The sequence below is a fragment of the Nocardioides sp. genome (assembly GCF_050246775.1).
In the GTDB taxonomy this organism is placed as follows: domain Bacteria; phylum Actinomycetota; class Actinomycetes; order Propionibacteriales; family Nocardioidaceae; genus Nocardioides.
Window position 1 is genome coordinate 30,682 of record NZ_JBFWVK010000005.1, and the last position, 22,989, is coordinate 53,670.

Annotated in this window: 21 protein-coding genes; 9 read left to right on the plus strand and 12 right to left on the minus strand. The window is 69.4% G+C overall.

Going from position 1 to position 22,989, the window contains the following annotated elements; all coding sequences use genetic code 11:
* Positions 1 to 12 precede the first annotated feature (12 nt).
* Positions 13 to 672, plus strand: a complete 660-nt coding sequence (locus AB7I40_RS18765) for a thymidine kinase (RefSeq protein WP_428346775.1) — start codon at positions 13 to 15, stop codon at positions 670 to 672.
* An 11-nt stretch (positions 673 to 683) separates the two neighbouring features.
* On the opposite strand, the gene AB7I40_RS18770 is transcribed toward AB7I40_RS18765, so the two are convergent.
* The 3 genes from AB7I40_RS18770 to AB7I40_RS18780 are packed head-to-tail and all read right to left on the minus strand — an operon-like array spanning position 684 to position 5,143.
* On the minus strand, positions 684 to 1,817 hold the full coding sequence (locus AB7I40_RS18770) for an alkaline phosphatase family protein (RefSeq protein WP_428346776.1): 1,134 nt from the start codon (positions 1,815 to 1,817) through the stop codon (positions 684 to 686).
* Entirely contained in the window at positions 1,814 to 2,410 is a 597-nt protein-coding gene (locus tag AB7I40_RS18775; RefSeq protein ID WP_428346777.1) for a DUF5998 family protein, read from the minus strand. The genes AB7I40_RS18770 and AB7I40_RS18775 overlap by 4 nt, the downstream gene beginning before the upstream one ends.
* An 18-nt stretch (positions 2,411 to 2,428) precedes the next feature.
* Complete coding sequence (locus tag AB7I40_RS18780) at positions 2,429 to 5,143, minus strand: GNAT family N-acetyltransferase (protein ID WP_428346778.1); 2,715 nt, start codon at positions 5,141 to 5,143, stop codon at positions 2,429 to 2,431.
* Between the two features lie 96 nt (positions 5,144 to 5,239).
* Between AB7I40_RS18780 and AB7I40_RS18785 the strand changes: the two genes are divergently transcribed.
* The 3 genes from AB7I40_RS18785 to AB7I40_RS18795 are packed head-to-tail and all read left to right on the plus strand — an operon-like array spanning position 5,240 to position 10,186.
* Positions 5,240 to 7,717 carry a DNA gyrase/topoisomerase IV subunit A gene (locus tag AB7I40_RS18785; RefSeq protein ID WP_428346779.1) on the plus strand — a complete coding sequence of 826 codons (2,478 nt, stop codon included), beginning with the start codon at positions 5,240 to 5,242 and terminating at the stop codon, positions 7,715 to 7,717.
* A 4-nt stretch (positions 7,718 to 7,721) separates the two neighbouring features.
* On the plus strand, positions 7,722 to 8,423 hold the full coding sequence (locus AB7I40_RS18790) for an LppX_LprAFG lipoprotein (RefSeq protein WP_428346780.1): 702 nt from the start codon (positions 7,722 to 7,724) through the stop codon (positions 8,421 to 8,423).
* Entirely contained in the window at positions 8,420 to 10,186 is a 1,767-nt protein-coding gene (locus AB7I40_RS18795; RefSeq protein WP_428346781.1) for an MFS transporter, read from the plus strand. Before AB7I40_RS18790 ends, AB7I40_RS18795 begins: the two co-directional genes overlap by 4 nt.
* On the opposite strand, the gene AB7I40_RS18800 is transcribed toward AB7I40_RS18795, so the two are convergent.
* The gene (locus AB7I40_RS18800; protein WP_428346782.1) at positions 10,166 to 11,026 is read right to left on the minus strand and encodes an alpha/beta hydrolase; all 861 of its coding nucleotides are present in this window, start codon (positions 11,024 to 11,026) and stop codon (positions 10,166 to 10,168) included. The two genes, AB7I40_RS18795 and AB7I40_RS18800, sit on opposite strands and share 21 nt — an antisense overlap.
* Before the next feature lie 78 nt (positions 11,027 to 11,104).
* Here AB7I40_RS18800 and AB7I40_RS18805 point away from each other — a divergent pair, with 78 nt between their 5' ends.
* Positions 11,105 to 11,599, plus strand: a complete 495-nt coding sequence (locus AB7I40_RS18805; RefSeq protein WP_428346783.1) for a beta-class carbonic anhydrase — start codon at positions 11,105 to 11,107, stop codon at positions 11,597 to 11,599.
* Between the two features lie 52 nt (positions 11,600 to 11,651).
* Here AB7I40_RS18805 and AB7I40_RS18810 read toward each other — a convergent pair whose 3' ends face one another.
* Positions 11,652 to 13,754 carry a DNA gyrase/topoisomerase IV subunit B gene (locus tag AB7I40_RS18810; protein ID WP_428346785.1) on the minus strand — a complete coding sequence of 701 codons (2,103 nt, stop codon included), beginning with the start codon at positions 13,752 to 13,754 and terminating at the stop codon, positions 11,652 to 11,654.
* Positions 13,755 to 14,050: 296 nt separating this feature from the next.
* Here AB7I40_RS18810 and AB7I40_RS18815 point away from each other — a divergent pair, with 296 nt between their 5' ends.
* The 3 genes from AB7I40_RS18815 (at position 14,051) to AB7I40_RS18825 (ending at position 15,669) form a co-directional block, all read left to right on the plus strand.
* Positions 14,051 to 14,269 (plus strand): DUF7455 domain-containing protein, encoded by a 219-nt coding sequence (locus AB7I40_RS18815; protein ID WP_428346786.1) that lies wholly within the window; start codon positions 14,051 to 14,053, stop codon positions 14,267 to 14,269.
* Between the two features lie 96 nt (positions 14,270 to 14,365).
* The gene (locus AB7I40_RS18820) at positions 14,366 to 14,842 is read left to right on the plus strand and encodes a DUF456 domain-containing protein (RefSeq protein ID WP_428346787.1); all 477 of its coding nucleotides are present in this window, start codon (positions 14,366 to 14,368) and stop codon (positions 14,840 to 14,842) included.
* Complete coding sequence (locus AB7I40_RS18825) at positions 14,842 to 15,669, plus strand: EamA family transporter (protein WP_428346788.1); 828 nt, start codon at positions 14,842 to 14,844, stop codon at positions 15,667 to 15,669. The genes AB7I40_RS18820 and AB7I40_RS18825 overlap by 1 nt, the downstream gene beginning before the upstream one ends.
* Before the next feature lies 1 nt (position 15,670).
* On the opposite strand, the gene menC is transcribed toward AB7I40_RS18825, so the two are convergent.
* The 6 genes from menC to AB7I40_RS18855 form a co-directional block, all read right to left on the minus strand.
* Entirely contained in the window at positions 15,671 to 16,777 is a 1,107-nt protein-coding gene (gene menC, locus AB7I40_RS18830; RefSeq protein ID WP_428346790.1) for an o-succinylbenzoate synthase, read from the minus strand.
* Complete coding sequence (locus AB7I40_RS18835; protein ID WP_428346791.1) at positions 16,774 to 17,628, minus strand: GNAT family N-acetyltransferase; 855 nt, start codon at positions 17,626 to 17,628, stop codon at positions 16,774 to 16,776. Before AB7I40_RS18835 ends, menC begins: the two co-directional genes overlap by 4 nt.
* A 28-nt stretch (positions 17,629 to 17,656) precedes the next feature.
* Positions 17,657 to 18,211 carry a hypothetical protein gene (locus tag AB7I40_RS18840; RefSeq protein ID WP_428346792.1) on the minus strand — a complete coding sequence of 185 codons (555 nt, stop codon included), beginning with the start codon at positions 18,209 to 18,211 and terminating at the stop codon, positions 17,657 to 17,659.
* Between the two features lie 102 nt (positions 18,212 to 18,313).
* Complete coding sequence (locus AB7I40_RS18845; protein ID WP_428346793.1) at positions 18,314 to 19,804, minus strand: RNA polymerase sigma factor; 1,491 nt, start codon at positions 19,802 to 19,804, stop codon at positions 18,314 to 18,316.
* 134 nt (positions 19,805 to 19,938) lie between these two features.
* Positions 19,939 to 20,502, minus strand: a complete 564-nt coding sequence (locus tag AB7I40_RS18850; protein WP_428346794.1) for an HhH-GPD-type base excision DNA repair protein — start codon at positions 20,500 to 20,502, stop codon at positions 19,939 to 19,941.
* Between the two features lie 30 nt (positions 20,503 to 20,532).
* Positions 20,533 to 20,937 (minus strand): universal stress protein, encoded by a 405-nt coding sequence (locus tag AB7I40_RS18855; RefSeq protein ID WP_428346795.1) that lies wholly within the window; start codon positions 20,935 to 20,937, stop codon positions 20,533 to 20,535.
* Positions 20,938 to 21,067: 130 nt separating this feature from the next.
* Here AB7I40_RS18855 and AB7I40_RS18860 point away from each other — a divergent pair, with 130 nt between their 5' ends.
* Positions 21,068 to 21,517, plus strand: a complete 450-nt coding sequence (locus AB7I40_RS18860; RefSeq protein WP_428346796.1) for a hypothetical protein — start codon at positions 21,068 to 21,070, stop codon at positions 21,515 to 21,517.
* Here AB7I40_RS18860 and AB7I40_RS18865 read toward each other — a convergent pair.
* Positions 21,502 to 22,971 (minus strand): glutamate--cysteine ligase, encoded by a 1,470-nt coding sequence (locus AB7I40_RS18865; RefSeq protein WP_428346797.1) that lies wholly within the window; start codon positions 22,969 to 22,971, stop codon positions 21,502 to 21,504. The genes AB7I40_RS18860 and AB7I40_RS18865 overlap by 16 nt on opposite strands.
* Between the last annotated feature and the right edge of the window lie 18 nt (positions 22,972 to 22,989).

Consider the following 22,989-nt stretch of genomic DNA (forward strand, 5'->3'; position numbering starts at 1 on the left):
TCATTGCGCCCCGTGGCTGAACTTCACTTCTTCACCGGCACGATGGATTCGGGCAAGAGCACTTTGGCGCTCCAGACGAACCACAACCACGCCGCACGGGGCCGGGAGGGGCGGATCTTCACGGCGCACGACCGGGCCGGGGTCGCCACCCTGAGCAGCCGCCTGGGACTGACCCACGAGGCCATCGAGGTGCCGGAGGGGTTCGACTTCTGGACCTACGTCGTCCGCTCCCTCACCGCCGGTGGCCGGATCGACTACATCATCTGCGACGAGGCGCAGTTCTACGCCGCCGACCAGATCGACCAGCTGGCCAAGATCGTCGACGAGCTCCAGATCGACGTCTTCGCGTTCGGCATCCTCACCGACTTCCGCACCCGGCTCTTCCCCGGCAGCGCCCGGCTCGTCGAACTGGCCGACCGGATGAACGTGCTGCAGGTCGAGGCGCTGTGCTGGTGCGGCAAGCGGGCGACCCACAACGCCCGCACCGAGGACGGCGCCATGGTGACCGAGGGCGAGGTCGTCGTGGTGGGCGATGTCGATGCCCACGAGCTCGACACCAGCGAGGTCGACGTGGCCTACGAGGTGCTCTGTCGCCAGCATCACCGGCGTCGCCTCACCGCCGCACGGGCTCGTGCGGTCTCCTTGGCTGCCGAGCCGCTTCCCTTCGGCTGAGGGCCTCGACCTCAGGCGATCAGGATCGGGATCAGCATCTCGTCGGGCGTGAGCGACCCGTGCAGTCCCACCAGCGTGTTCTCGTAGGGGAAGTCCCGGGTGGACATCACCGCGCTGTCGCCGTGGCAGGCGACGATGACGTCGCCGATGCGCAGGCTCACCGCGGCGTCGATCGGGCCGAACCAGCCGCGTGCGCCCGCCTGCTCGCGGGTCAGGACCGTCGCGCGGTCGCCGAGGACCTCACGCCAGGTCTGCGCCACCTCGTCGGTGGCTCCGCGTCGGCAGTAGAGGTGTCGGAAGCGTGCTTCTCCGCCGACCAGGCTCACCCCGTCGCGCAGCTCGAGACGTTCGTCCACGTCGATCCGGGCGGCCATCGGGCTGTCGACCATCCCGTGGTCGGCGACCACGACCAGGCGCACCGAGGACGGCAACGCCTCGCGCAGCTGCTCGGCCTCGGCATCGATCATGGCCAGCTGCTGCAGCCAGGCGGTCGAGGCCACACCGTGCTTGTGGCCGGTCCAGTCGAGGTCACCGTCGTAGAGGTAGGTCAGGGACGGACCTCCGCGGGTCGCGGCGAGCACGGCGGCGATCCGCTCGCCGACCTTGTCGGCCCCCACGAACTCCGCCCCACGCGCCGAGGCGACAGTGAGTCCGGTGCCCGCGAACTCCCGCTTGTTGACGGTGGTGACGCGGACCCCTTCGCCGGCGAGCAGGCCGAAAGCGGTCTGGTGCGGCTGCCACTCGAGGGGGTCCACGGACCGGTCCCAGAGGAGGTGGTTGAGGAGTGTCTCGGTGCCGGGGATCCGGGAGGTGAACCCCACCAGCCCGTGCTGGCCGGGCGTCAGACCGGTGCCGAGCGAGGTGAGGGAGGTGGCCGTCGTCGAGGGCACCCCGCAGGTGCCCGGTGTCGAGACCAGCGAGGACAGGAACGGCGCTGCGTGGCGAAATCGGCTGAGCAGCTCGGCGCCCAGTCCGTCCACCAGGAACACGACGTACGCCGCGGCGTCGGGCAACCGCAGCGAGGACCCGCCCAGGTCGCGGATCAGGCTCTCGACCCCCAGTGCGGAGGCGACCGCGGGGACGACGTCGGACAGTGAGTGCTGGTGGTACGCCGGTTCGATGAAACCCGGTGTGGACGCGCTCACGCCGAAGGGGCGATGACCTGGGTGGCAGCCGAGAGCGAGGTGGCGAACTCCAGCAGTCCACCGACCGCGTCGCCACCGTCGGCAGCAGCCGAGACCCGCAGGGAGAAGTCGTCGGAGGCCAGGACCCCGGTGTAGCCGTGGTCCGCCTCGCACTGGGGGTCACTGCACCCGGCGGGCTCGAGGTCGATCCGGCCCACGCCACCCCATCCGATGGTCAGCACCGCCTCGGCGGCGGGCTGGGGGCCTGACGTGGGGTTGGCCACCATGCGCGTCACCACGACCGAGCGCACCGCGCTCAGCGAGATCGCCTCGGTGGAGGTGGACGTGTAGGGCTCGGGCAGCAGGTCATCGCCCGTGTGCTCGTCGGTGTGCGCCAGGATCAGCCGACTGGGGGTGAGCACCACCACGGTGATGTGGCGGCGGACCTCGTCCCCCTCGATGGTGGGCTCGTGGTGCACGTAGAACGACACCACCTGCTCACCGGCCACGGCGCTGGCGACACCGTCAGTGACGATCTCCGGGTAGTAGCCGGTGTTCTCGATGGCGGTCCGCAGGCCCTTGGCCCCGTCGTCGGCCATGGCAAATCTGTGCATGCCAGCAGTCTGTCACGCTCAGTCGGGGTACGTGTCGGACGCCATGGTGGTCAACCGGCGCACGAACCAGTCCGAGCGCGGATCCGCCACCGGCGCAACCCGTCCGGTCGCGGTCAGGACCGAGACACCCTCCGTGCCGGCCAGGACGAGGGAGAGGTCGAGCTGACGGACCTGGGGCAGGTCGTTCTTCAACTGGGCGATGAGTCGGATCAGTCGCTCGACCGCCTCCGCGTCGACCGGCTCGGCGCCGCGGTAGCCGAAGAGCACGGGCGCCGACTTGATCTCGCGCACCATGGCCCCGGCATCGCGTTCCTCCAGTGGAGGGATCCGGTAGGACTTGTCCTGGAGCAGCTCGGTGAGCGGCCCGCTGAGCCCGAAGGACACCACCGGACCGAAGAGGGGGTCCTCCAGGCTGCCGATCCGGATCGGCACGCCCGGCGGAGCGTTGCGCTGCACCACGAACCCGGCCTGGGCCGGATCGGTGATCAACTCCCCCAGCGAGTTCCACGCGTCCCGCATCTCGGCTGCGGAGTCCACGTTGCGCCACACGTGAGCCAGGTCGGGGCGGTGCCGCAGGTGATCTGCGGTGCCCTTGAGGACGACGTCCCAGCCCAGGGCACGGCCGGCGGCGATGGCCTCCTTCTGGTTGCGTACGGGCCGGGTCTCCCACAGGTCGACGCCGTACGCCGCGAGCAGGTCCCGCAGCTCGACGAACTCGAGGTCGCGGCCCTCGGGTGAGCGCATCAGGATCTCGTTGACCAACCGCTTGCCTGCCGCCGCGTCGACCTCCAGCTTGTCGGCTGTCTCCCCGTCGGGGGCACGCAGCCACACGGCGTACTCCACGACCCGGGCCAGGGCGCGCACGGCCGCCTCGACCGCGGGGTACGACGGCACCGAGCCACGTCCGGCGGTGGCACCCGCGACGTCGGGCACCCGCAACAGCTCGGGGACTCCCTCGGCGCCGAGGAAGGTGGAGACCAGTGGTTTGTCGGACTGCTCCCCCACGGCGGCCAGGACGTTGGCGACCTCCTCGCCGGTGACGTTCAGGGGTGGGATGTAGACAGCCACGACCGAGTCCACGCCGGGGTCGTCGATGGCGTCGTCGAGGGCGTCCTCGAAGTCCTCGGCGGTCGCCTCCGCGCCGAGGGCCACGGACTTGGCGACCACGAGCCCGACCGACGCCGCGGCATCGGCAGCGAGCAGCCCGAGGGCATCGGAGTTGCCGACGACGGCCACCCGGTTTCCGTTGGGCAGGGGTTGGTGAGCCACCAGTTGGGCGACGTCGAACATCTCGTCGAGGGTGTCGACCTGGATGACCCCGGCCTGCCGGAACATCGCATCGACGGCTTGGGGTGGTGCGGCGATGTGCCGGACCGCGTGTCCCATCGGCACGCCCTGCGTGGTGCGCCCCGACCGAACCGCGATGATCGGCTTGCGCTTGGAGACCCGGCGCGCGATGCGGGAGAACTTGCGCGGGTTTCCGATGGACTCCAGGTAGAGCAGGACGACCTCGGTGGAGTCATCCTCCTCCCAGTACTGGAGCAGGTCGTTGCCGGAGACGTCGGCACGGTTGCCGGCGCTGACGAAGGTCGAGAGCCCCAACCCTCGGTTGCCGACCTTCTCCAGGATCGCGGTGCCCAGCGCGCCGGACTGGCAGAAGAACCCGGCCCGTCCGCGCGGCGGGATGTTCGGCGACAGGGAGGCGTTGAGCTGGACGTCCGGATCGGTGTTGATGACGCCCAGGCAGTTGGGTCCGATGAGTCGCAGGCCATAGGAGCGGGCCAGGCCGACCAGCCTGCGTTGCCGCTGCCGGCCCTCCTCCCCGGTCTCGGCGAACCCCGACGAGATCACCACCAGTCCGTGGACGCCCTTGGCGGCACAGTCCAGGACGACGTCCTGCACAGCATCGGCCGGCACTGCGACGATGGCCACGTCGACCTGGTCGGGGATGTCGCCGACATTGGCGTAGGCCGGCATCCCGGAGACCGCGGTCGCGGACTGGTTCACCACGTAGACCCGCCCGGTGTAGTCACCCAGGACGAGGTTGCGCACCAGGGCAGCGCCGATGGTGTCCTGGCGACGCGAGGCACCGATGACGGCCACCGACTTGGCGTTGAAGAAGGCTTCGATCGAGGCTGACTCGGCGCGGTGCTCCCGGTCCGACATCACGCCCATGGCGGTGTCGGTGGTGTCGATCGGGAACTCCAGCATCATCACACCGTCGGAGTAGCCTCCCGCCACCCGGTAGCCGGCGTCGCGGAAGATCTGGATCATCCGCTGGTTGTCGGGCAGCACCTCGGCGACGAACCTCTCGACCCCGCGCTCGCGGCCGGCCTGGGCCAGGTGCTCGAGGAGCAGCTGGGCGATGCCGCGGCCCTGGTGCTCGTCCTCGACCAGGAAGGCGACCTCTGCCTCACCCGCCTCGACCACGTCATAGCGACCGACCGCGATGAGCTTCTTGGCCACGGTGAGCACGAAGGCGACCCGGTCCACATGGTCGACATGGGTGAAGCGCTGGACGTCGCGGTCCGACAGCATCGGCATCGGGGTGAAGAACCGGTAGTACTTGGACTCCGCCGACACCCGTGCGTAGAACTCGACGAGCAGGTCGGCGTCCTCGCCGCGGATCGGTCGGATGTGCGCCGTCCGCCCGTCACGCAGGACGACGTCGGCCTCCCAGTGCTTCGGGGGCGGATGGACGGGCTCTGCAGTGCTCGGCTCGTCGGAGGTCATGGCGAAAATCTAGCGTGCCCCTCGTCGGCCGAGCTTGTCGAGACCCATCGGCGTGCCCGCGCTCCCCCGTCGGCGCCGACAGGGAGAATGCCTGTCATGGCAGCCCGCAAGACCACCGAACCACCGCCCGAGGACTTCGAGGAGCACATCCTCGACATCGACGTCGGCGACGAGATGCGCTCGTCCTTCCTGGAGTACGCCTATTCGGTGATCTACTCCCGGGCCCTGCCCGATGCCCGCGACGGACTCAAGCCGGTCCAGCGCCGGATCCTCTACACGATGAACGACATGGGGCTGCGGCCCGACCGGGGCCACGTGAAGAGCGCCCGCGTCGTCGGTGAGGTGATGGGGCGGCTGCACCCGCACGGCGACGGAGCGATCTACGACGCCCTGGTCCGCATGGCCCAGCCCTGGTCGCTGCGACTGCCCTTCATCGACGGGCACGGCAACTTCGGATCGCCCGACGACCCGCCGGCCGCCATGCGCTACACCGAGTGCCGCATGGCCCCGGCCGCGATGGCGATGACGGCCTCGATCGACGAGGAGACCGTCGACTTCAAGCCGAACTACGACAGCCGCGAGTTCGAGCCGTCGGTGCTGCCCTCGGCCATCCCCAACCTGGTGGTCAACGGCTCGACCGGGATCGCGGTGGGCATGGCCACCAACATGGCCCCGCACAACCTCGTCGAGGTGGTCCAGGCGCTGCGGCACCTGATCGGACACCCGAAGGCCACCCTCGACGACCTGATGCGCTTCATCCCCGGCCCGGACCTGCCCACGGGCGGCAAGATCGTGGGGCTTGACGGCGTCCGCGACGCCTACGAGACCGGCCGCGGCGTCTTCCGGATGCGGGCCACCGCCCGGATCGAGTCGGTCACCGCACGGCGCAAGGGCATCGTGGTCACCGAGCTGCCCTACGGGGTCGGGACCGAGAAGATCGTTGAACGGATCAAGACCCTGGTGCAGTCCAAGAAGCTGCTCGGCATCGCCGACATCAAGGACCTCACCGACCGCAGTCACGGTCTGCGCCTGGTCATCGAGGTCAAGAACGGCTTCGTGCCCGAGGCGCTGCTCGAGCAGCTCTACCGCCAGACCCCGCTGGAGGACTCCTTCGGGATCAACAACGTCGCGCTGGTCGACGGTCAGCCCCGGACCCTGGGCCTCAAGCAGCTGCTGGAGGTCTTCCTCGCCCACCGTTTCGATGTCGTGCGCCGCCGCACGGCCTACCGACGCGGCAAGGCCGCCGAGCGGCTGCACCTGGTCGACGGCCTGCTGGTGGCCATCATCGACATCGACGAGGTGATCCAGCTGATCCGCACCAGCGACGACACCGCCATGGCCCGCGAACGCCTGATCCAGGTGTTCGACCTGACCGAGACCCAGACCAACTACATCCTCGAGATGCCGCTGCGCCGGCTGACGAAGTTCTCCCGCATCGAGCTCGAGCAGGAGAGGTCCGAGCTCCAGGCCACCATCGACGGCCTCGACGCGATCCTGGCCGACCCCAAGCTGCTGGCGAAGGTGATCTCCGAGGAGCTGGCGGAGGTGGCCAAGACCTACGGCACGCCACGACGCACGGTCCTGCTCGAGTCGGCCGGCACCACGGTCACCGCGGCGTCGGTCCCCCTCGAGGTCTCCGACGACCCGTGCTTCGCGTTCCTGTCCTCCAGTGGGCTGCTGGCCCGGTCCTCGACCGCTGACCCGCCGGGCTCCGGTGGTGCGCGCACCAACCACGACGTGGTGGTGTCGGTCGTGCGCACCAGCGCCCGCGGCGAGGTGGGCGTCCTGACCAGCCGGGGCCGATTGCTCAGGCTCGGCGTCCTGGACCTGCCCACGATCCCGGCCTCGGCCAACGACCCCAACCTGCAAGGCGGGCTGCCGCTGAGCGAGGTGCTCTCCCTGGACGCCGGGGAGCGAGCCCTGTCGCTCGTCTCCCTGACCACCGAAGGACCCGGGCTCGCCCTCGGCACCCGCCACGGCATCGTGAAACGGGTCAACCCCGAGGTGCTGAGCCGTGACGAGTGGGAGGTGATCTCCCTCAAGGACGGCGACGAGGTGGTCGGCGCCCTCGAGCTCGGCACCGGATCCGAGACCTTGTGCTTCATCACCAGCGACGCCCAGCTCCTGCAGTTCGGCGCGGACGCCGTCCGCCCGCAGGGGCGGGCCGGGGGCGGCATCGCCGGCATCCGGCTGACCGCGGGTGAGCATGTGGCGTGGTTCGGCGCCGTCGATCCCGAGACTGCCGTCGTCGTCACGGCTTCGGGCTCGTCGACCGCACTCCCGGGCACCGAGCCCGGTGCGGTCAAGGTGGCTCCGTTCGCCGAATACCCCGCCAAGGGGCGCGGCACCGGCGGAGTCCGCTGCCACCGCTTCCTCAAGGGCGAGGACACCCTGGTCTTCGCGTGGGCCGGCCTGGCACCCGCCCGGGCGGCCGCTGCGAGCGGGGCCCCGATCGACCTGCCCGAAGCGACGGGGCGACGTGACGGCTCCGGCACTCCGGGATCCCAACCGATCCTGGCCTGTGCCGGACCGGTGGCGGGCCGGGTGGCTGCGGACGTCGTTGTGGAAGGCTGAGGGCATGTTCTCGTCACGCCAGCTCATCGTCGCCGTCGCCCTGCTGGGTCTGCCGCTCGCCGGGTGCTCCGACTCCGGGGAGGCAGCCGGCGCGGGCAAGTCGCCCGAGGACGTGATCGCCACCGCCAAGACGACGCTCGACGAGACCACGGGCCTCGATCTCGACCTGGTCACCCACAACCTGCCCGACGACGTGAGCGGGATCTCCGGCGCCGAGGGCGTCGCCACCAACGCCCCGGCCTTCGAAGGTGAGCTCACCGTCGTACTGTCGGGCAAGTCCTTCGGCGTGCCCGTGGTGGCGGTGGACGGCAAGACCTACGCACAGCTGCCGCTGGTGCCGGTCTGGTCAGACGTCGACCCCGGGGAGTACGGCGCCCCCGAGCCAGCCGACCTCGTGAGCCCTGACAAGGGGTTCTCCGCGATGCTTGCCGCCACCACCGACCTCGAGGCCGGGGAGAGCGTGCGCGGCGGCAAGGACAACGACGAGATCCTGACCGAATACACCGGCACCGTCCCGAGCGAGGCCATGTCCGCGATCATCCCCAGCGTGCCGGAGGGCAACTTCGAGGCCACCTACCAGATCGCCGACAACGGCGAGCTGCGTCAGGCCGACCTCACCGGGATCTTCTACGACGGTTCCCCGGAGATGACCTACACCGTCACCTTCCAGAACTACGGCACCACCAAGGAGATCACCGCACCGTGAGCGGTGGCGTGGGCGGGTCCCGGGCACCGGTCACCCACCAGAGCCGACTCCTGCTGGGCCTGGCCGCTGTGGCCGTCGCCTTCGCGGCGGCAGACACCTACGTCGTGGTGCTGGCACTGCCCGAGATGATGAGGGCGGCCGGCGTCCCACTCGACGAGCTCCAGCGGGCGGCTCCCATCATCTCCGGCTTCCTGCTGGGCTACGTGGCGATGCTGCCGCTGATCGGCCGGATCGCGGACCTCCGCGGGCGCGTCCCGGTGCTGGTCATGGCACTGGTGCTCTTCGCGATCGGCTCGGCGGTGACGGCCCTGGCCTACGACCTGCCCAGCATGGTCACCGGCCGGTTCCTCCAGGGTGTCGGCGGGGGCGGGCTGGTCCCCGCGACCCTCGCCCTGGTCGCTGACCTCTACCCGGCCGAACGGCGCGGCGTACCCCTGGGGGTCGTGTCGGCTGTGCAGGAGATCGGCAGCGTGATCGGGCCGCTGTTCGGGGCGGTGGTGCTGGCCGTGGCCGACTGGCGGATGATCTTCGCCATCAACCTCGCTGTCGGGCTCGTGCTGGCCGCCGCGATCCGCGGTCTGTCCGGGACCGTCCCCGTGCGTCGGGTCCCGGATCTGCTCGGCCTGCTGCTGCTCGTGGTCGCCGGCGGTGCGACGGCACTCACGATGCTGCAGCCCACGGCTCTCAAGCAGGACATCACCCTCGGCAGCATGTTCGTGCCCTACGCCGGAGACGGTCGCTGGTTCACACCGGTCGGCCTCACCGCGGTGGGCGTGTGGGCAGCCCTGTTCGTGCGCTGCCTCCTCGCGGCACGCCCGCTGGTCGACCTCAAGGGCTGGTGGGCCAGCCTGCGCGAGGCCGACCTGGTCGGTGCCGCGCTGCTGGCGCTCAGCCTCAGCGGCGTGATCCTGGCGTTCGCCACCGCGGACCCGCGGGTCGAGGTGTTCTCCGACCGCGGCATCTACTACCTCATCGGGTCCCTGATCGCGGCGATCGCCTTCGCGGTGCATCTGCGTCGCAGCTCTGCTCCCCTGGTCCCCCGAGGAGCGCTCGCGATGCGTCCCGCCTGGGGGTCGCTGCTGGTGAGCTTCTTCATCGGGGCTGCACTGATCGCCGCCCTCATCGACATCCCGATCTTCGCGCGCACGACCGTCTACCCCGACTCGCAACTGCTCGCAGCACTGGTCCTGGTGCGCTTCCTCATCGCCCTCCCGGTCGGAGCAGTGATCGGTGGCTACCTGACCCGGTCCCTGCCGGCCGGCGTCGTCACCGCGGTCGGGATGCTGCTGGCCGCCGTCGGTTTCGTGCTGATGAGCCGGTGGGGCCTGACCAGCCTCGAGGACGCGTCGTCGTCGGTGGCGCTGGTGGTCGGTGGCTTCGGGTTCGGCCTCGCGCTGGCGCCGGTCAATGCGGCGGTGCTGTCCACGACTGAGAGCGCGGTCCACGGCCTGACGAGTGCGTTCGTGGTGGTGGCGCGCATGGTGGGCATGCTGGTGGGCATCTCTGCGCTCACCACCCTGGGGCTCAGCCGCTACTACTCCGAGCAGGACGGGATGCCGAGCGTGCGCGAGGTCTGCGACGGCAAGAGCCGGTGCGCGGAGTTCACCCACCTGCTCAAGGTCGCCGGGATCGCCCAGGAGCAGACGGTGTTCACCGGGGCGGCGATCTGCGCGGTCGTGGCGGCAGTCCTGGCGGTCGTCCTGTTCCGCGGTGCGCCGACCCGGGGTCTTGAGACCCGCGACCTACTGCGCGCCCGCGGCTGACAGCCCCACGGCCAACCAGTCCAGCTGCGCTGGGAGCACCCGGGTCCAGTAGTCGGCGTCGTGGGCGCCGGCCTCGAAGTGGACCTCGGCGTCCAGGTCGTCGGCGAAGTCCGCGACGCTGCGATAGAACGGGTCGCCGCGCCCGCAGTCGATGCGGAGCGGTACGCCGGCCAGCAGGTCCCGGCGCTGGAACATGCCGGCTTCGGCGAAGTCGTCCGGGCCGTCGAAGGCCCCCGGGGCCGCATCGTCGAGGTGCTCCCAGACCGCCGGGCTGGTGGCGGCCACCGGACCGACCGGCGCCCCCTGCTCGACCAGCCGCGTGGCCAGGAGCATGGCGCCGTAGCCACCCATGGACCAGCCCAGGAAGGCGGGCCGGGCGACGTCGTACCCCTGCTGGCCCAGCAACGGCAGGAACGAGTCGAGGACCAGCGCCCCGGTGTCGGATCCGTCGTCGCGGGGATGCCAGTAGGACGACGGTCCACCGTCGATCCCGGCGATCACGAAACGATGTCCACTGGCGGCCAGGAACCGGTCGAGACCGAGCGTCGACTGCAGCGACGAGGAGCTGCCGTAGGCGCCGTGCAAAGCGACCACGACCGGCAGCCCGGGCTCGGGGTCCGGCGGTTCGAAGAGCCGCCACGCCGCCCCCCTCAGGGTGCCCGTGCGCACCGGGCCGCCCTGGACGTCGGGGATCACCCCCGGCTCGCCGTTGAGTCCCAGGGTGTCGTACGCCGAGGTGCGCCCGGGCAGGACGTCGTACTCGACGAGGGCGCCCACCCCGACGACTCCTCCAACCCCGAGCAGGCCGCCCGTGAGCAGCGCCCGCCTGGTCACCCCCATGGGTCCACCCTAGGCGAGCCGTTCCACTGCCCGGGAGCTGTGCGGAACGCCCACCGCGGCTCCGCTACGGTGGGGTGCGTGGGCGACTTCGACGACCTGATCACCGCGAACCAGCGTTTCGCGACGACCTTCTCACTCGGCGGCTTCGACGGTGTGGCGCACGCGGGCGTCGCGATCGTCACCTGCATGGACTCGCGCATCGATCCGCTGCGCATGGTGGGGCTCGCGCCCGGCGACGCCAAGATCTTCCGCAACCCCGGTGGCCGGATCACGGCCCAGGCCCTCGAGGCCCTGGTGCTCGGGGTGCACCTGCTCGGTGTCGAGCGGATCCTGATCATCCCCCACACCCGCTGCGCGATGGCCTCCCACACCGAGAAGGAGCTGCAGGTCAAGATCGGTGAGTCGGCCGGTCAGGACGCCTCCTGGCACCCGTTCCACGTGATCGACGACCAGATCGCCTCGCTGGAGGAGGACGTGCGCAAGGTGCGCTCGCACCCCCTCATCCCGGCCAGCGTCAAGATCGGCGGGTTCCTCTACTCCGTCGACTCCGGGCTGCTCGACCAGAAGTTCTGACCCCACCCGCCCGACGTCAGCGTGGTGGGTGGTCAGGGCGAGCGTTGCGAGGTCAGGCGTCGAGTGACTCCACGTCCACGTCGTAGGCGCCCTGCACGATGAACTCCTTGCGCGGCGCCACCTCGGAGCCCATCAGGAGCTCGAACACGTCAGCGGCGACGAGGGCGTCGTCGACGGTGATCCGACGCAGTGTGCGATGGCGGGGATCCATGGTGGTCTCAGCCAGCTGCTTGGCGTCCATCTCACCCAGCCCCTTGTAGCGCTGGATCGGGTCCTTCCACTTCACCCCACGTTTGGTGAGGTCGGCGAGCTTGCGCTGGAGCTCGTCGTCGGAATACGTGTAGGTGTACTTCTCCATCCCCTTCTTGGGGTTGGACAGCTCGATGCGATGCAGGGGTGGCACGGCGCTGAACACGCGGCCATCCGCGATGAGGTCAGGCATGTACTTGAAGAACAGCGTGGCCAGCAGGCAGCGGATGTGGGCCCCGTCGGAATCGGCGTCCGCCATGAAGATGATCCGCCCGTAGCGAGTGGCCTCCAGGTCGAACGTGCGTCCCGAACCGGCGCCCACCACCTGGATGATGGAGGCGCACTCGGTGTTCTTCAGCATGTCGCCGACCGAGGCCTTCTGGACGTTGAGGATCTTGCCCCGGATCGGCAGCAGGGCCTGGAACTCGGAGTTGCGCGCCAGCTTCGCGGTGCCGAGGGCGGAGTCACCTTCGACGATGAACAGCTCGGTGCGGTCGTTGTCGGTGGCCCGGCAGTCGGCCAGCTTCGCCGGGAGCGCCGAGGACTCCAGCGCGTTCTTGCGGCGCTGGGTCTCCTTGTGCTGGCGCGCCGCGATCCGGGTCTTGGATGCGCCGACGACCTTCTCCATGACCAGCTTGGCCTGGGCCTTCTCCCCGCGCTTGGTCGAGGTCAGGAACGACTTCAGCTCGGCGGCCACCACCTTGCGGACCACGTTGCGGGCCGCAGGCGTGCCCAGGATCTCCTTGGTCTGTCCTTCGAACTGCGGTTCGGCCAGCCGCACGGTGACGACCGCGGTCAGCCCCTCGAGCACGTCGTCCTTGATGACGTCGGCGTCGTTGACCTTGAGCGCCTTGGTCTGGCGCATCACCTCGTTGAAGGTCTTGGTGACGGCCTGCTCGAAGCCACTCACGTGCGTGCCGCCCTTGGGCGTGGCGATGACGTTGACGAAGGAGCGCAGCTCGGTGTCGTAGCCGGTGCCCCATCGCAGGGCGACGTCGACGAACAGCTCCCGCTCGACCTCCCGCGGGGTCATGTGCCCCTGCTCGTCGAGCAGCGGCACGGTCTCGGTGAACGAGTCCATGCCCTGCAGGCGCAAGACGTCGGTGACGGGTTCGTCCGCGGCCAGGAACTGGGCGAACTCCGCGATGCCACCGTCGTGGCGGAAGCTCTCGACGACCGGCTCGGGACCGCGTTCGTCGCGGATCACCAGCTCCAGGCCGGGCACGATGAAGGAGGTCTGGCGCGCCCGCGTGACCAGCTCGTCGAAGACGTACGTCGCGTCGCGCGTGAAGATCTGCCGGTCCGGCCAGAACCGGACCCGGGTGCCCGTCCGACCCTTGGCGACCCGCTTGCCCTTGCGGGTCAGGCCCGACCTCGGTTCGAACTTCGCGCCGGGACCCTCGCCGCTGAACACGCCGGGGAAACCGCGCTGGAAGGACATGCCCTGCTGCGAGGGCGTCCGGTCGACGTCGACGTCGAGGCGTGAGGAGAGCGCGTTGACGACGGAGGCGCCGACGCCGTGCAGTCCACCGGTGGCCACGTAGGAGCCACCTCCGAACTTCCCACCGGCGTGGAGCTTGGTGAAGATCACCTCGACGCCCGGGAGACCGGTCTTGGGCTCCTTGTCCACCGGGATGCCGCGACCGTCGTCGTACACCTCGACGGAGTCGTCGGCGTGCAGGGTGATGTCGATCCGCTTCGCCGCACCGGCCAACGCCTCGTCGACACCGTTGTCGATGATCTCCCAGACGCAGTGCATCAGGCCTCGGGTGTCGGTGGACCCGATGTACATCCCGGGGCGTTTGCGCACCGCCTCGAGTCCCTCCAGGACCAGGAGGTGCTGGGCGTTGTAGGTGTTGTCGATGGTGCTGTCCTTGCGGGTGCGTCGGGTCGGGGCCTGGGTCACGGTCTTCCTGTCTAGCCCGGGTATTCACGATGGAGTCGAGGACTCCTGTCCGGTGAGACGAATCTACCCGCGACTCAGCGCCTGCACGGTGACGACTCGCCTGCCGAGGGAATGGCGAGGAGCGGGTGGCGGTTGGTGAGGTCACGAAGTGGAAACGATCAGCGCAGAACGTGGCTAACGCCGCGCGGGTTGGGTCTTCGTGATTGGATGGTGGACCAGCAGATGTGTCTCGACACACGTGGGGGTTGGGTCGCACAGGGGAATCCTTGGGTGGCCAGTTACGTTGAGACAGACACATGGACAGAAATGAGGCCGATGTGACTACTGCAGTTGCCCCCAGCGCCGCGCTGACCGCGGCTGACCGATGCGACCGATGTGGAGCCCAGGCCTACCTGCGCGTAGAGCTCCAGACCGGTGGCGAACTACTCTTCTGTGCTCACCACGCGCGCGAGCACGGCGACAAGCTTCGTGAGGTGGCCGTGACGGTCATCGACGAGACGCACAAGCTCGCCTGACACATCTGACCCGGCCGCGGCCGGGCTCAGCCGAACCTCCTCGTTGCCCCGGACCACAGGTCTGGGGCAACGGGCATTTGTGACAGGCTGTCGCCCGTGACCTGGACCGATCTCGCCGTGGCTGTGGCCATCCTGATCGGCATCGCGGGGATCATCGTTCCCGTCCTGCCCGGCACGCTGCTGATCCTGGGCGCGATCCTGGTGTGGACCCTGGAGTCGCCCTCGCCGGCCGCCTGGGTGGTGTTCGCCGTGGCCGCGACCTTCCTGGTGATCGGCAGCATCGTGAAGTACACCGTGCCACGCACCCGGATGAAGGACGCCGGGGTCCCGACCTCGACGATGGTGCTGGGTGCGGTCGCCGGGCTCATCGGGTTCTTCGTCATCCCCTACGTCGGGCTGTTCATCGGCTTCGTCGGTGGGATCTACCTCGCCGAGTACCAGCGCGTCGGATCGCGCGAGGCCTGGCCATCGACGAAGCACGCCCTGAAGGCCGTCGGGATCAGCATCCTGATCGAGCTGACCGCGGCGGTGCTGGCCACCATGACCTGGACCGTCGGGGTCATCGCGACCTGATGGGCATCGTCCTCTCGTTGCTGGCCGCGATCGCCTACGGCCTGTCCGACTTCATCGGCGGGCTGGCCTCGCGCCGTACGTCGCCGTGGCCGGTCGCGCTCCTGGCTGATCTCGGTGCGCTGCTCGGAGCCCTGGTGCTCGCCGTCGCCATCACCGGACAGCCCACCCAGAGCGACCTCCTGTGGGGCTCCCTGGCCGGAGCCGGCGGTGGGATCGGCGGAGCGTTCCTCTACCGCGGCATGTCCACCGGGCGGATGGGGGTCGTGGGGCCAGTCTCTGCCGTCGGATCGGCGGTCGTGCCGGTGGTGGCCGGCCTGGTCGGTGGCGAACGCCCGATGCCGGTCGTGTGGCTGGGGATCGCCGTCGCCTTCCCGGGCATCTGGATGGTCTCGCGCGAACCCGGCGACTCAGCCGGTCTGGCCGATGGCCTGGTCGACGGTGTGCTGGCCGGGCTCGGCTTCGGCGTCCTCTTCGCGGCCATGGGGCAGGTGCCCGAGGGAGCCGGCTACTGGCCGCTCGTCGCCGCGCAGGTCCTCGGCCTCGTCGCGATCGTCGGGGTGGCCACGGCGCTGAGAGTGAGGTGGGTGCCCCGGGCCCGCTCCGAGCTCTGGGGCCTCCCTGCCGGGGTGCTGGCCACCGTCGCGGTGTTCGCCTTCCTGCTGGCCACCCAGACCGGACTGCTGACGGCGTCCGCGGTGATCACGTCCCTGTATCCCGCGGTCACGATCCTGCTGGCCGCCGTGATCCTCAACGAGCGCGTGCACCGCGCCCAGAGCCTCGGGCTGGCGCTCTGCGCCGGCGCCGTCGTGCTGGTGGCCCTCGGCTGAGTCAGCCGACCCACTCACGCGAGACGAGCAGGTCCTCGAGGACGTCCGGCAGCACGTCGACACCGAGCCCTGGCCCTGTCGGCACCGTCATGTGCCCGTCCTGGTCGACGGACAAGGGCGCCGTGATGTCCTGGGCGAAGAACCGCGACGAGGATGACGTGTCGCCGGGGAGCGTGAAGCCGGGCAGCGAGGCCAGGGCCACGTTGGCGGCCCGGCCGAGACCCGTCTCGACCATCCCACCGCACCAGACGGGGACCTCGAGCTCCACGCAGACGTCGTGGATCTCCTTCGCCTCCAGGTAGCCGCCCACCCGTCCGGGTTTGATGTTCACCACCGAGCAGGCGCCCATCTCGATGGCGTCGCGGGCAGATCGCGCCGACGTCACCGACTCGTCGAGGCAGATCGGGGTCGTGACGGCTGCGGCGAGCAGCGCGTGGCCGTGCAGGTCCTCCTCGTCGAGTGGTTGCTCGATGAGGAGCAGGCCGAACTCGTCCAGCCTCCCGAGCAGCGCGGTGTCGGCCCTGGTGTAGGCCGTGTTGGCGTCCACCTGCAGCATCAGGTCGTCGCCGTACCGCTCGCGCACCGCCCGGACCGGGGCGAGGTCCCAACCCGGCTCGATCTTCAGCTTGATCCGGACGTAACCCTCGGCCAGGTAGCCGTCCACCGCGTCGAGCAGTTCGGGAATCGTGTCCATGATGCCCACCGAGACCCCGCAGGCCACGCGGTCGCGCACTCCCCCGAGTTCGGTGGCGAACGAGCGGCCGGCGGCTCGGAGCTCGGCGTCCAGTACCGCCATCTCCAGGGCCGCCTTGGCCATGCGATGTCCGTGCAGGTGGGCCAGTGCGGGCGCGACGCCGCTCGCGCGGAGGTCGTCGTGGGCGCTGAGGACCGGCAGGAAGAAGCGCCGGATGACGTCGATGCAGCCGTCGACGTACTCCGAGGAGTAGACGGGCTCGGTCATGGCCACGCATTCACCCCACCCTTCCGCCTCGGCGGTGAGCACCCGGACGAGCAGGGCGTCTCGTGTCGTCTCGATGCCGAACGACGTCCGGAACGGTGACACCAGGGGCAGGGCCACGCGCACGAGCTCGACCCGGTCGATCTTCACGATCCGTCTCCTCGCGCCAGCAGGTAGACGCCCTCGGAGCGGAAGCCCCGGTAGCGGTAGCCGTCGTTCATCAGGGTCCCGAGGGTGTCGCGCAGGGCAAGGCGCCAGTCTCGCGCGAGCTGCGGGTGGGTGGCTCGCAGCGACTCGATGTCGGCGGGAATCGCGATGCCGAGCAGCGGAGCCGCCGTCTGCCTCTGTCTGGGGCTCCCGTCGTCGCCGACCTCGAGCAGCAGCGATTCCTCCGCTGTGATCTCTGGAGGCGCGCACCGCTCGCCACGGGCGACCGCTTGGACACGCTCGTCCTGCAGCGGCCAGTCGAGCAGGAGGCGATCGGTTTCGTCGTCGCCGTTGATGGCGTCGCGCAGGGGGCCGTAGAAGTTGGGGAGATAGTCCGTCGGGCGCGCTGCGAGCTTCACCAGGTTGAGGTGGGCGTTGCGGCGCACGAGCGGGTCGAAGGTCCAGGTGATGGACGGCATCTCCTTGCGCAGCGCCCATGCGCGCTGATGCAGCTTGAGCGCGAAACCGATCCCGCGCCCGGCCCGTTCGCCGAGTACGGCGGCGACGTGGCTGTGCAGGGATGCGCCGGTCGGCCCCGACCTGACTCCGACGGCCATGGCGACGAGCTGGTCCCCCTCGAAGGCGCCGCCGACGTAGTTGCCCGTCTTCGCCAGCACGCGCAGCCATTCGACCGTCACGGCGGCGGTGCCAGCATCTGGGGAGAACACCTGGTTGCACACGGCTTCGGCGGCCTGGCACTCCTCCAGCCCGGACAGCTCGCGCAGGGTGACGCCACTGTTCGTGGAGGCTCGGGCGGCGTCCTGTTCGGCTGCCTGGAGGAGTCGAGTGCTCACCCCCGGGACGGTACTGCAGCGCGGCGGGTCAGGGGTGCGCGACCCATCGGGTCAGGTGGCGGGTGCCCTTCAGCCAGTCGGTGATGGGGTGGGAGCCATCGAAGTCGTCCCGCATCCGCTCGGCGATCCGGACCTTCTCGGGGTTGGCGAGACAGCGCCTGGCCACGTTGAACTTCACCGTGTCCGCGGCCCGGTCGAAGACCGCCCGGTGGTCACAGGTCATGGGGTTGCCCTTCGGCTTCCAGCCGTTGGTGCGTTGCAGCGTGAAGTCCTGGCCGGCCTGCAGGCCGGTGCGGAAGACGAAGTCCGGCCCGGCCGTCGCGGGGTCGGTGTCCAGCCAGATGTTCAGCCCGGACGGGCCTGCCGCGGAGGTGGCGCGTAGGTCTGCCACCTCGGTGGTGACGATGACGCGGTTCGGTGCGTGGTTGATGCGGACGTTCAAGATGTCACCCAGCGAGCCACTGGCGTCGGGTCCGTCGACGATGCTGACGACCTGCGCCGAGGCGGGGCTCGCGAGGAGACCGGTGCCGATGGTGGTGAGTGCGACTGCGGCCAGGCCGAGTCGGGTCCTGAGGTGTGCCATGGGAGTCCCCCTGAAGTCGATGGCGCCGATTCGACGCCCTACGTCGCTAAGACGCGGTCGACCATCAGGAGGTTGCAGGGGCCTCGCGGATACCCGAGCTTCTCAGTCGAGGTAGTCGCGCAGCACCTGCGAGCGGCTCGGGTGACGCAGTTTCGACATGGTCTTCGACTCGATCTGGCGGATCCGCTCGCGGGTCACGCCGTAGACCTTGCCGATCTCGTCGAGTGTCTTGGGCTGGCCGTCGGTGAGGCCGAAACGCATGCTCACCACGCCTGCCTCGCGCTCGGAGAGGGTGTCGAGGACGGCGTGCAGCTGCTCCTGCAGGAGGGTGAAGCTGACCGCGTCGGCCGGCACGATGGCCTCGGAGTCCTCGATCAGGTCGCCGAACTCGGAGTCACCGTCCTCACCGAGCGGGGTGTGCAGCGAGATGGGCTCACGGCCGTACTTCTGCACCTCGATGACCTTCTCGGGGGTCATGTCGAGTTCCTTGGCCAACTCCTCCGGAGTGGGCTCGCGGCCCAGATCCTGCAGCATCTGACGCTGCACCCGGGCCAGCTTGTTGATGACCTCGACCATGTGCACCGGGATCCGGATGGTCCGGGCCTGGTCGGCCATGGCACGGGTGATGGCCTGGCGGATCCACCAGGTGGCGTAGGTCGAGAACTTGTAGCCCTTGGTGTAGTCGAACTTCTCGACGGCACGGATCAGGCCGAGGTTGCCCTCCTGGATGAGGTCGAGGAACAGCATCCCGCGACCGGTGTAGCGCTTGGCCAGCGACACCACGAGGCGCAGGTTGGCCTCGAGCAGGTGGTTCTTGGCCCGACGGCCGTCCTCGGAGATCCAGGTGAGCTCGTCGAGCGCCTTCGGGGTGATCTTGCCGCCCTTGGCGAGCTTCTCCTCGCTGAAGAGGCCGGCCTCGATCCGCTTGGCGAGCTCGACCTCCATCTCGGCGTTGAGGAGGGGGACCTTGCCGATCTGCTTCAGGTAGTCCTTGACCGGGTCGGCGGTCGCGCCGGCGACCATGACCTGCTGCTCCGGCTCGTCGGTCTCGTCGGCGGCGGAGACCACGAACGTGGCCTTCTTCTCGTCCTCGACGATGGTCGGGTCGGTCTTGACGTCCTTCTCGAACTCTTCGTCGGCGATGTCGGGCAGCACCTTCTTGCCGTCGGGTCCCACCACGACCACGTCGTCGAGGACGACGGGGGTCGCGGGCTCGCTGGCCTTCTTGGCCGCGCGCTTCGCCGGTGCCCGCTTGGCCGCTGGGGCGGGCGTCTCCTCAGCAGCAGGGGCAGCCGACGCCTTCTTGGCCGGCGCCTTCTTCGCGGTGGTGGCGGTCGTCGCGGCGCGGGGCGACGCGGCGGCCACACTGCGGCTCGACTCGGCGGACACCTGCACCGAGATGCCCTGGGCACTCAGGTGCACCAACAGGGCCTTGAGGTGGCGCGGCTCGACCGCCGCCTCCTCGCTGGCCTGTCTGACCTGCTCCGGACTGATGATGCCGGAGGCGGCGCCGACCTCGACGAGGGCGAGGACAGCGGGGTGCGTGAGCACCTCTGCGGGCAGGAGCTTGCGTGGGTTCGAAGACACGAACACCTCTCGTGAATCACAATCCGGGCGCGGCAAAGGCCGGTGTCGTCAAGAGCCGCTGTTCATATTCTGCCACGGCGATGGTGAGCCCTCGACCATTGCCCTACGTGTCCGGGGTGTGAGCGGACGCCGGTCAACCGTCATCCCGCCTTGGCGGCGGCCTTCTTCTGCTTCTTGAAGTCGCGCACCTTCTGCAGCGACACGGGGTCGACCACGTCGGCCACCGACCGGTAGCCGTCGTGTGCGTAGTCGCCGACCACGGACTCCCAGCCGGTCGGTCGTACGCCGAGCTGCTTGGCCAGGAGAGCGACGAAGATCTGGGCCTTCTGCTTGCCGAACCCGGGCAGCGCCATGATTCGCTTGAGCAGGTGGGCTCCCGATTCGGCCTCGGTCCACAGTCGCTCTGCGTGGCCGCCGTACTGCTCCTCCACGATGGCGGCAAGCTCCTGCAGTCTGGCTGCCATGGAGCCGGGGAACCGGTGGATCGCCGGAGTCGTGCTGCACAGGGCGGCGAACTCCTCAGGATCAGCCGCCGCGATGGCAGCCGGCTCGATGGACCCGAAGCGCGCCAGCACCTTGGCGGGTCCGCGGAACGCGTGTTCCATCGGGTACTGCTGGTCGAGCATCATGCCGACCAGGAGGGCGAACGGACTGTCGGTCAGGACCCGGTCGGCGTCTGCGTCTCCGGTGATGTGGATGCCCATGTCATCCATCTTGCCTCACGTCGGTTCGGATCAGCCCTCGGCCTTGACCGCCATCACGGGGCAGTGAGCGTCGAGCAGGATGCGCTGGGCGTTGCTCCCGAGGATCAGCTTCCCGACCGGCGTGCGACGGCGCAGCCCGATCACGATGAGCTCGGCAGAGTTGGCCTCCGCGATGCTGATCAGGTCCTCGGCCGGCTCGAAGCCACGCACGAGCTGGCGCAGGTCGTAGGAAACCCCGGCGGCGTCCAGCTTCGCGCGCACCTTGGCGATGTCCTCCTCGGCCTGCACGGCAGCCACCTGGTCGAAGTCATGGCCCCCGCGGTGCGAGTTGACGACGACAAGTTTCGCCTTGCGGAGCTCTGCCTCCGCAATCGCCTTGTCGAGCGCCGCATCGCCTTCCGGCTTGGGCACATAACCAACCACGATGGTCCCCATCGACCGATCCCTCCTCGAAAACTCCGCGGGCCGCTGCGGCCCGTGTGGGAACGGTATCGAATGAAACGTGATCTGGGCAGGCCTGTGGACGATGGGCGCGGCGCGGACGGCGATGCGTCAGGCTGAATCCATGCCAGCCCAGGTGCGCGCCCTTCCCGCACCCACGATCCCGCGGGCATCACTTCGGCTCGAGGTTGCCCGCCTGCGACACGAGGAACGGAGCAGGTGGTTCACCGCTGCCGTTCACGCCGGCACACCGGGCGGCGTCGAGGCCAGGTTCACGCTCGAGCCGGACCAACCCCTCGACCATGCACTGCGTGCAGAGGTCGCCGGAGCGCTCGTGAGTCGCACGCTGACCGACCGGCCGGCACCGCTGTTCTGGTTGACCCGGGCCGGCGAGCTCGGGGCCGAGGATCTTGACCTCGAGTGGTACGCCGCGGCCAGGACCGCGTACGGCGAGGCCGGTCTGCCCCTGGTCATGGTCGTCGTCACCAAACGAGGTTGGCGCGACGTGGCCGGAGGCGACGGCAGGGAGTGGAAACGCCTGCGGCTCAGGAGCCGAGCTCAGTCCCAGGCGTGAACAGGCTCGTTGGTGTGCATCCGCTCGCGGTAGTCCACGAGCGTCTGACGCAACGCCTCGCTGCGGGCTGTGCCGCCGGACGTGCGCTCATGCACCCGGCGGGTGAACCACTCGGCGCCGTTGGTGCCGAGCAGACACCGCTGCTCGATGATGCCGAGCAACCTGTCCTTGACCTCGGACTCCACGCCCCAGGCCTCGAGGCCCTGGTGGGCCATCGGCAGCAGGCGGCGCAAGGTGAGCTCGGTGGCCCGGACCTGGCCGACCCCGGGCCAGTAGATCAGCGACTCGATGCCCTGTTGGGCGGCCGTGTGGAAGTTCTCCTCGGCGGCACTGAACGACATCTGTGACCACAGCGGCCGCTCGCTCTCGGCCAGGTTGCGCACGAGGCCGAAGAAGAACGCGGCGTTGGCGATGGTGTCGGCGACCGTCGGGCCCGCTGCGAGGACCCGGTTCTCGACCCGCAGGTGCGGCACTCCCCCGGAGATGTCGTAGACCGGACGGTTCCAGCGGTAGATGGTGCCGTTGTGCAGCCGGAGCTCGCCCAGGCGCGGCGTACCTCCGGCTTCGAGGACCTCCAGCGGATCCTCGTCCTCGGTGATGGGCAGCAGCGCCGGGAAGTAGCGGACGTTCTCCTCGAACAGGTCGAACACCGAGGTGATCCAGCGCTCCCCGAACCACACCCTCGGACGCACACCCTGCGCCTTGAGCTCCTCGCTGCGGGTGTCGGCGGCCTGCTCGAACAACGGGATCCGGGTCTCGCGCCACAGCTCCTTGCCCAGCAGGTAGGGCGAGTTGGCTCCCACGGCGAGCTGGACGGCTGAGATCGCCTGGGAGGCGTTCCAGTAGTCGGCGAAGTTGGCCGGCGAGGTCTGGACGTGGAACTGGGTGCTGGTGCACGCGGCCTCGGGCATGATCGAGTCGGCCGTCGTCTGCAGCCGCTCGGCGCCACGGATGTCGATGACGATGTCCTCGCCCCGGGCCTCGAGGATCTGCTCGCTCAGCAGCTTGTAGCGCGGATTGGCACTCAGGGTGGAAGGAGACAGGTGCTGCTCCTCGAGCGTGGGAAGGATCCCGATCATCACCATGTGCGCACTGAGAGCGTTGGACTTGGTCTCCGCGTCGTTGAGGCTGCGCCGCAGATTGTCCTCGAACGTCGTGAGCCCACCCTCACGCAGCTTGGCCGGGGGGACGTTGATCTCGATGTTGAACTGGCCCAACTCGGTCTGGAAGTCAGGGTCGGCGATCGCGTCGAGGACCTCGGCGTTCTTCAGGGCCGGGTGACCGTCGTCGTCGACGAGGTTGAACTCGATCTCCAGCCCGGTCATCGGGTCGTCGGTGTCGAAGGCCGCCTCGCGCAGCATGCGGGCGAACACATCGAGGCAGCGGCGTACCTTCTCCCGGTGACGGGTTCTGTCGGCCCGGGAGAACTCCTGTGCCGCGACTTCTTCGCCCATGCCCGGAAGCCTAGGGCA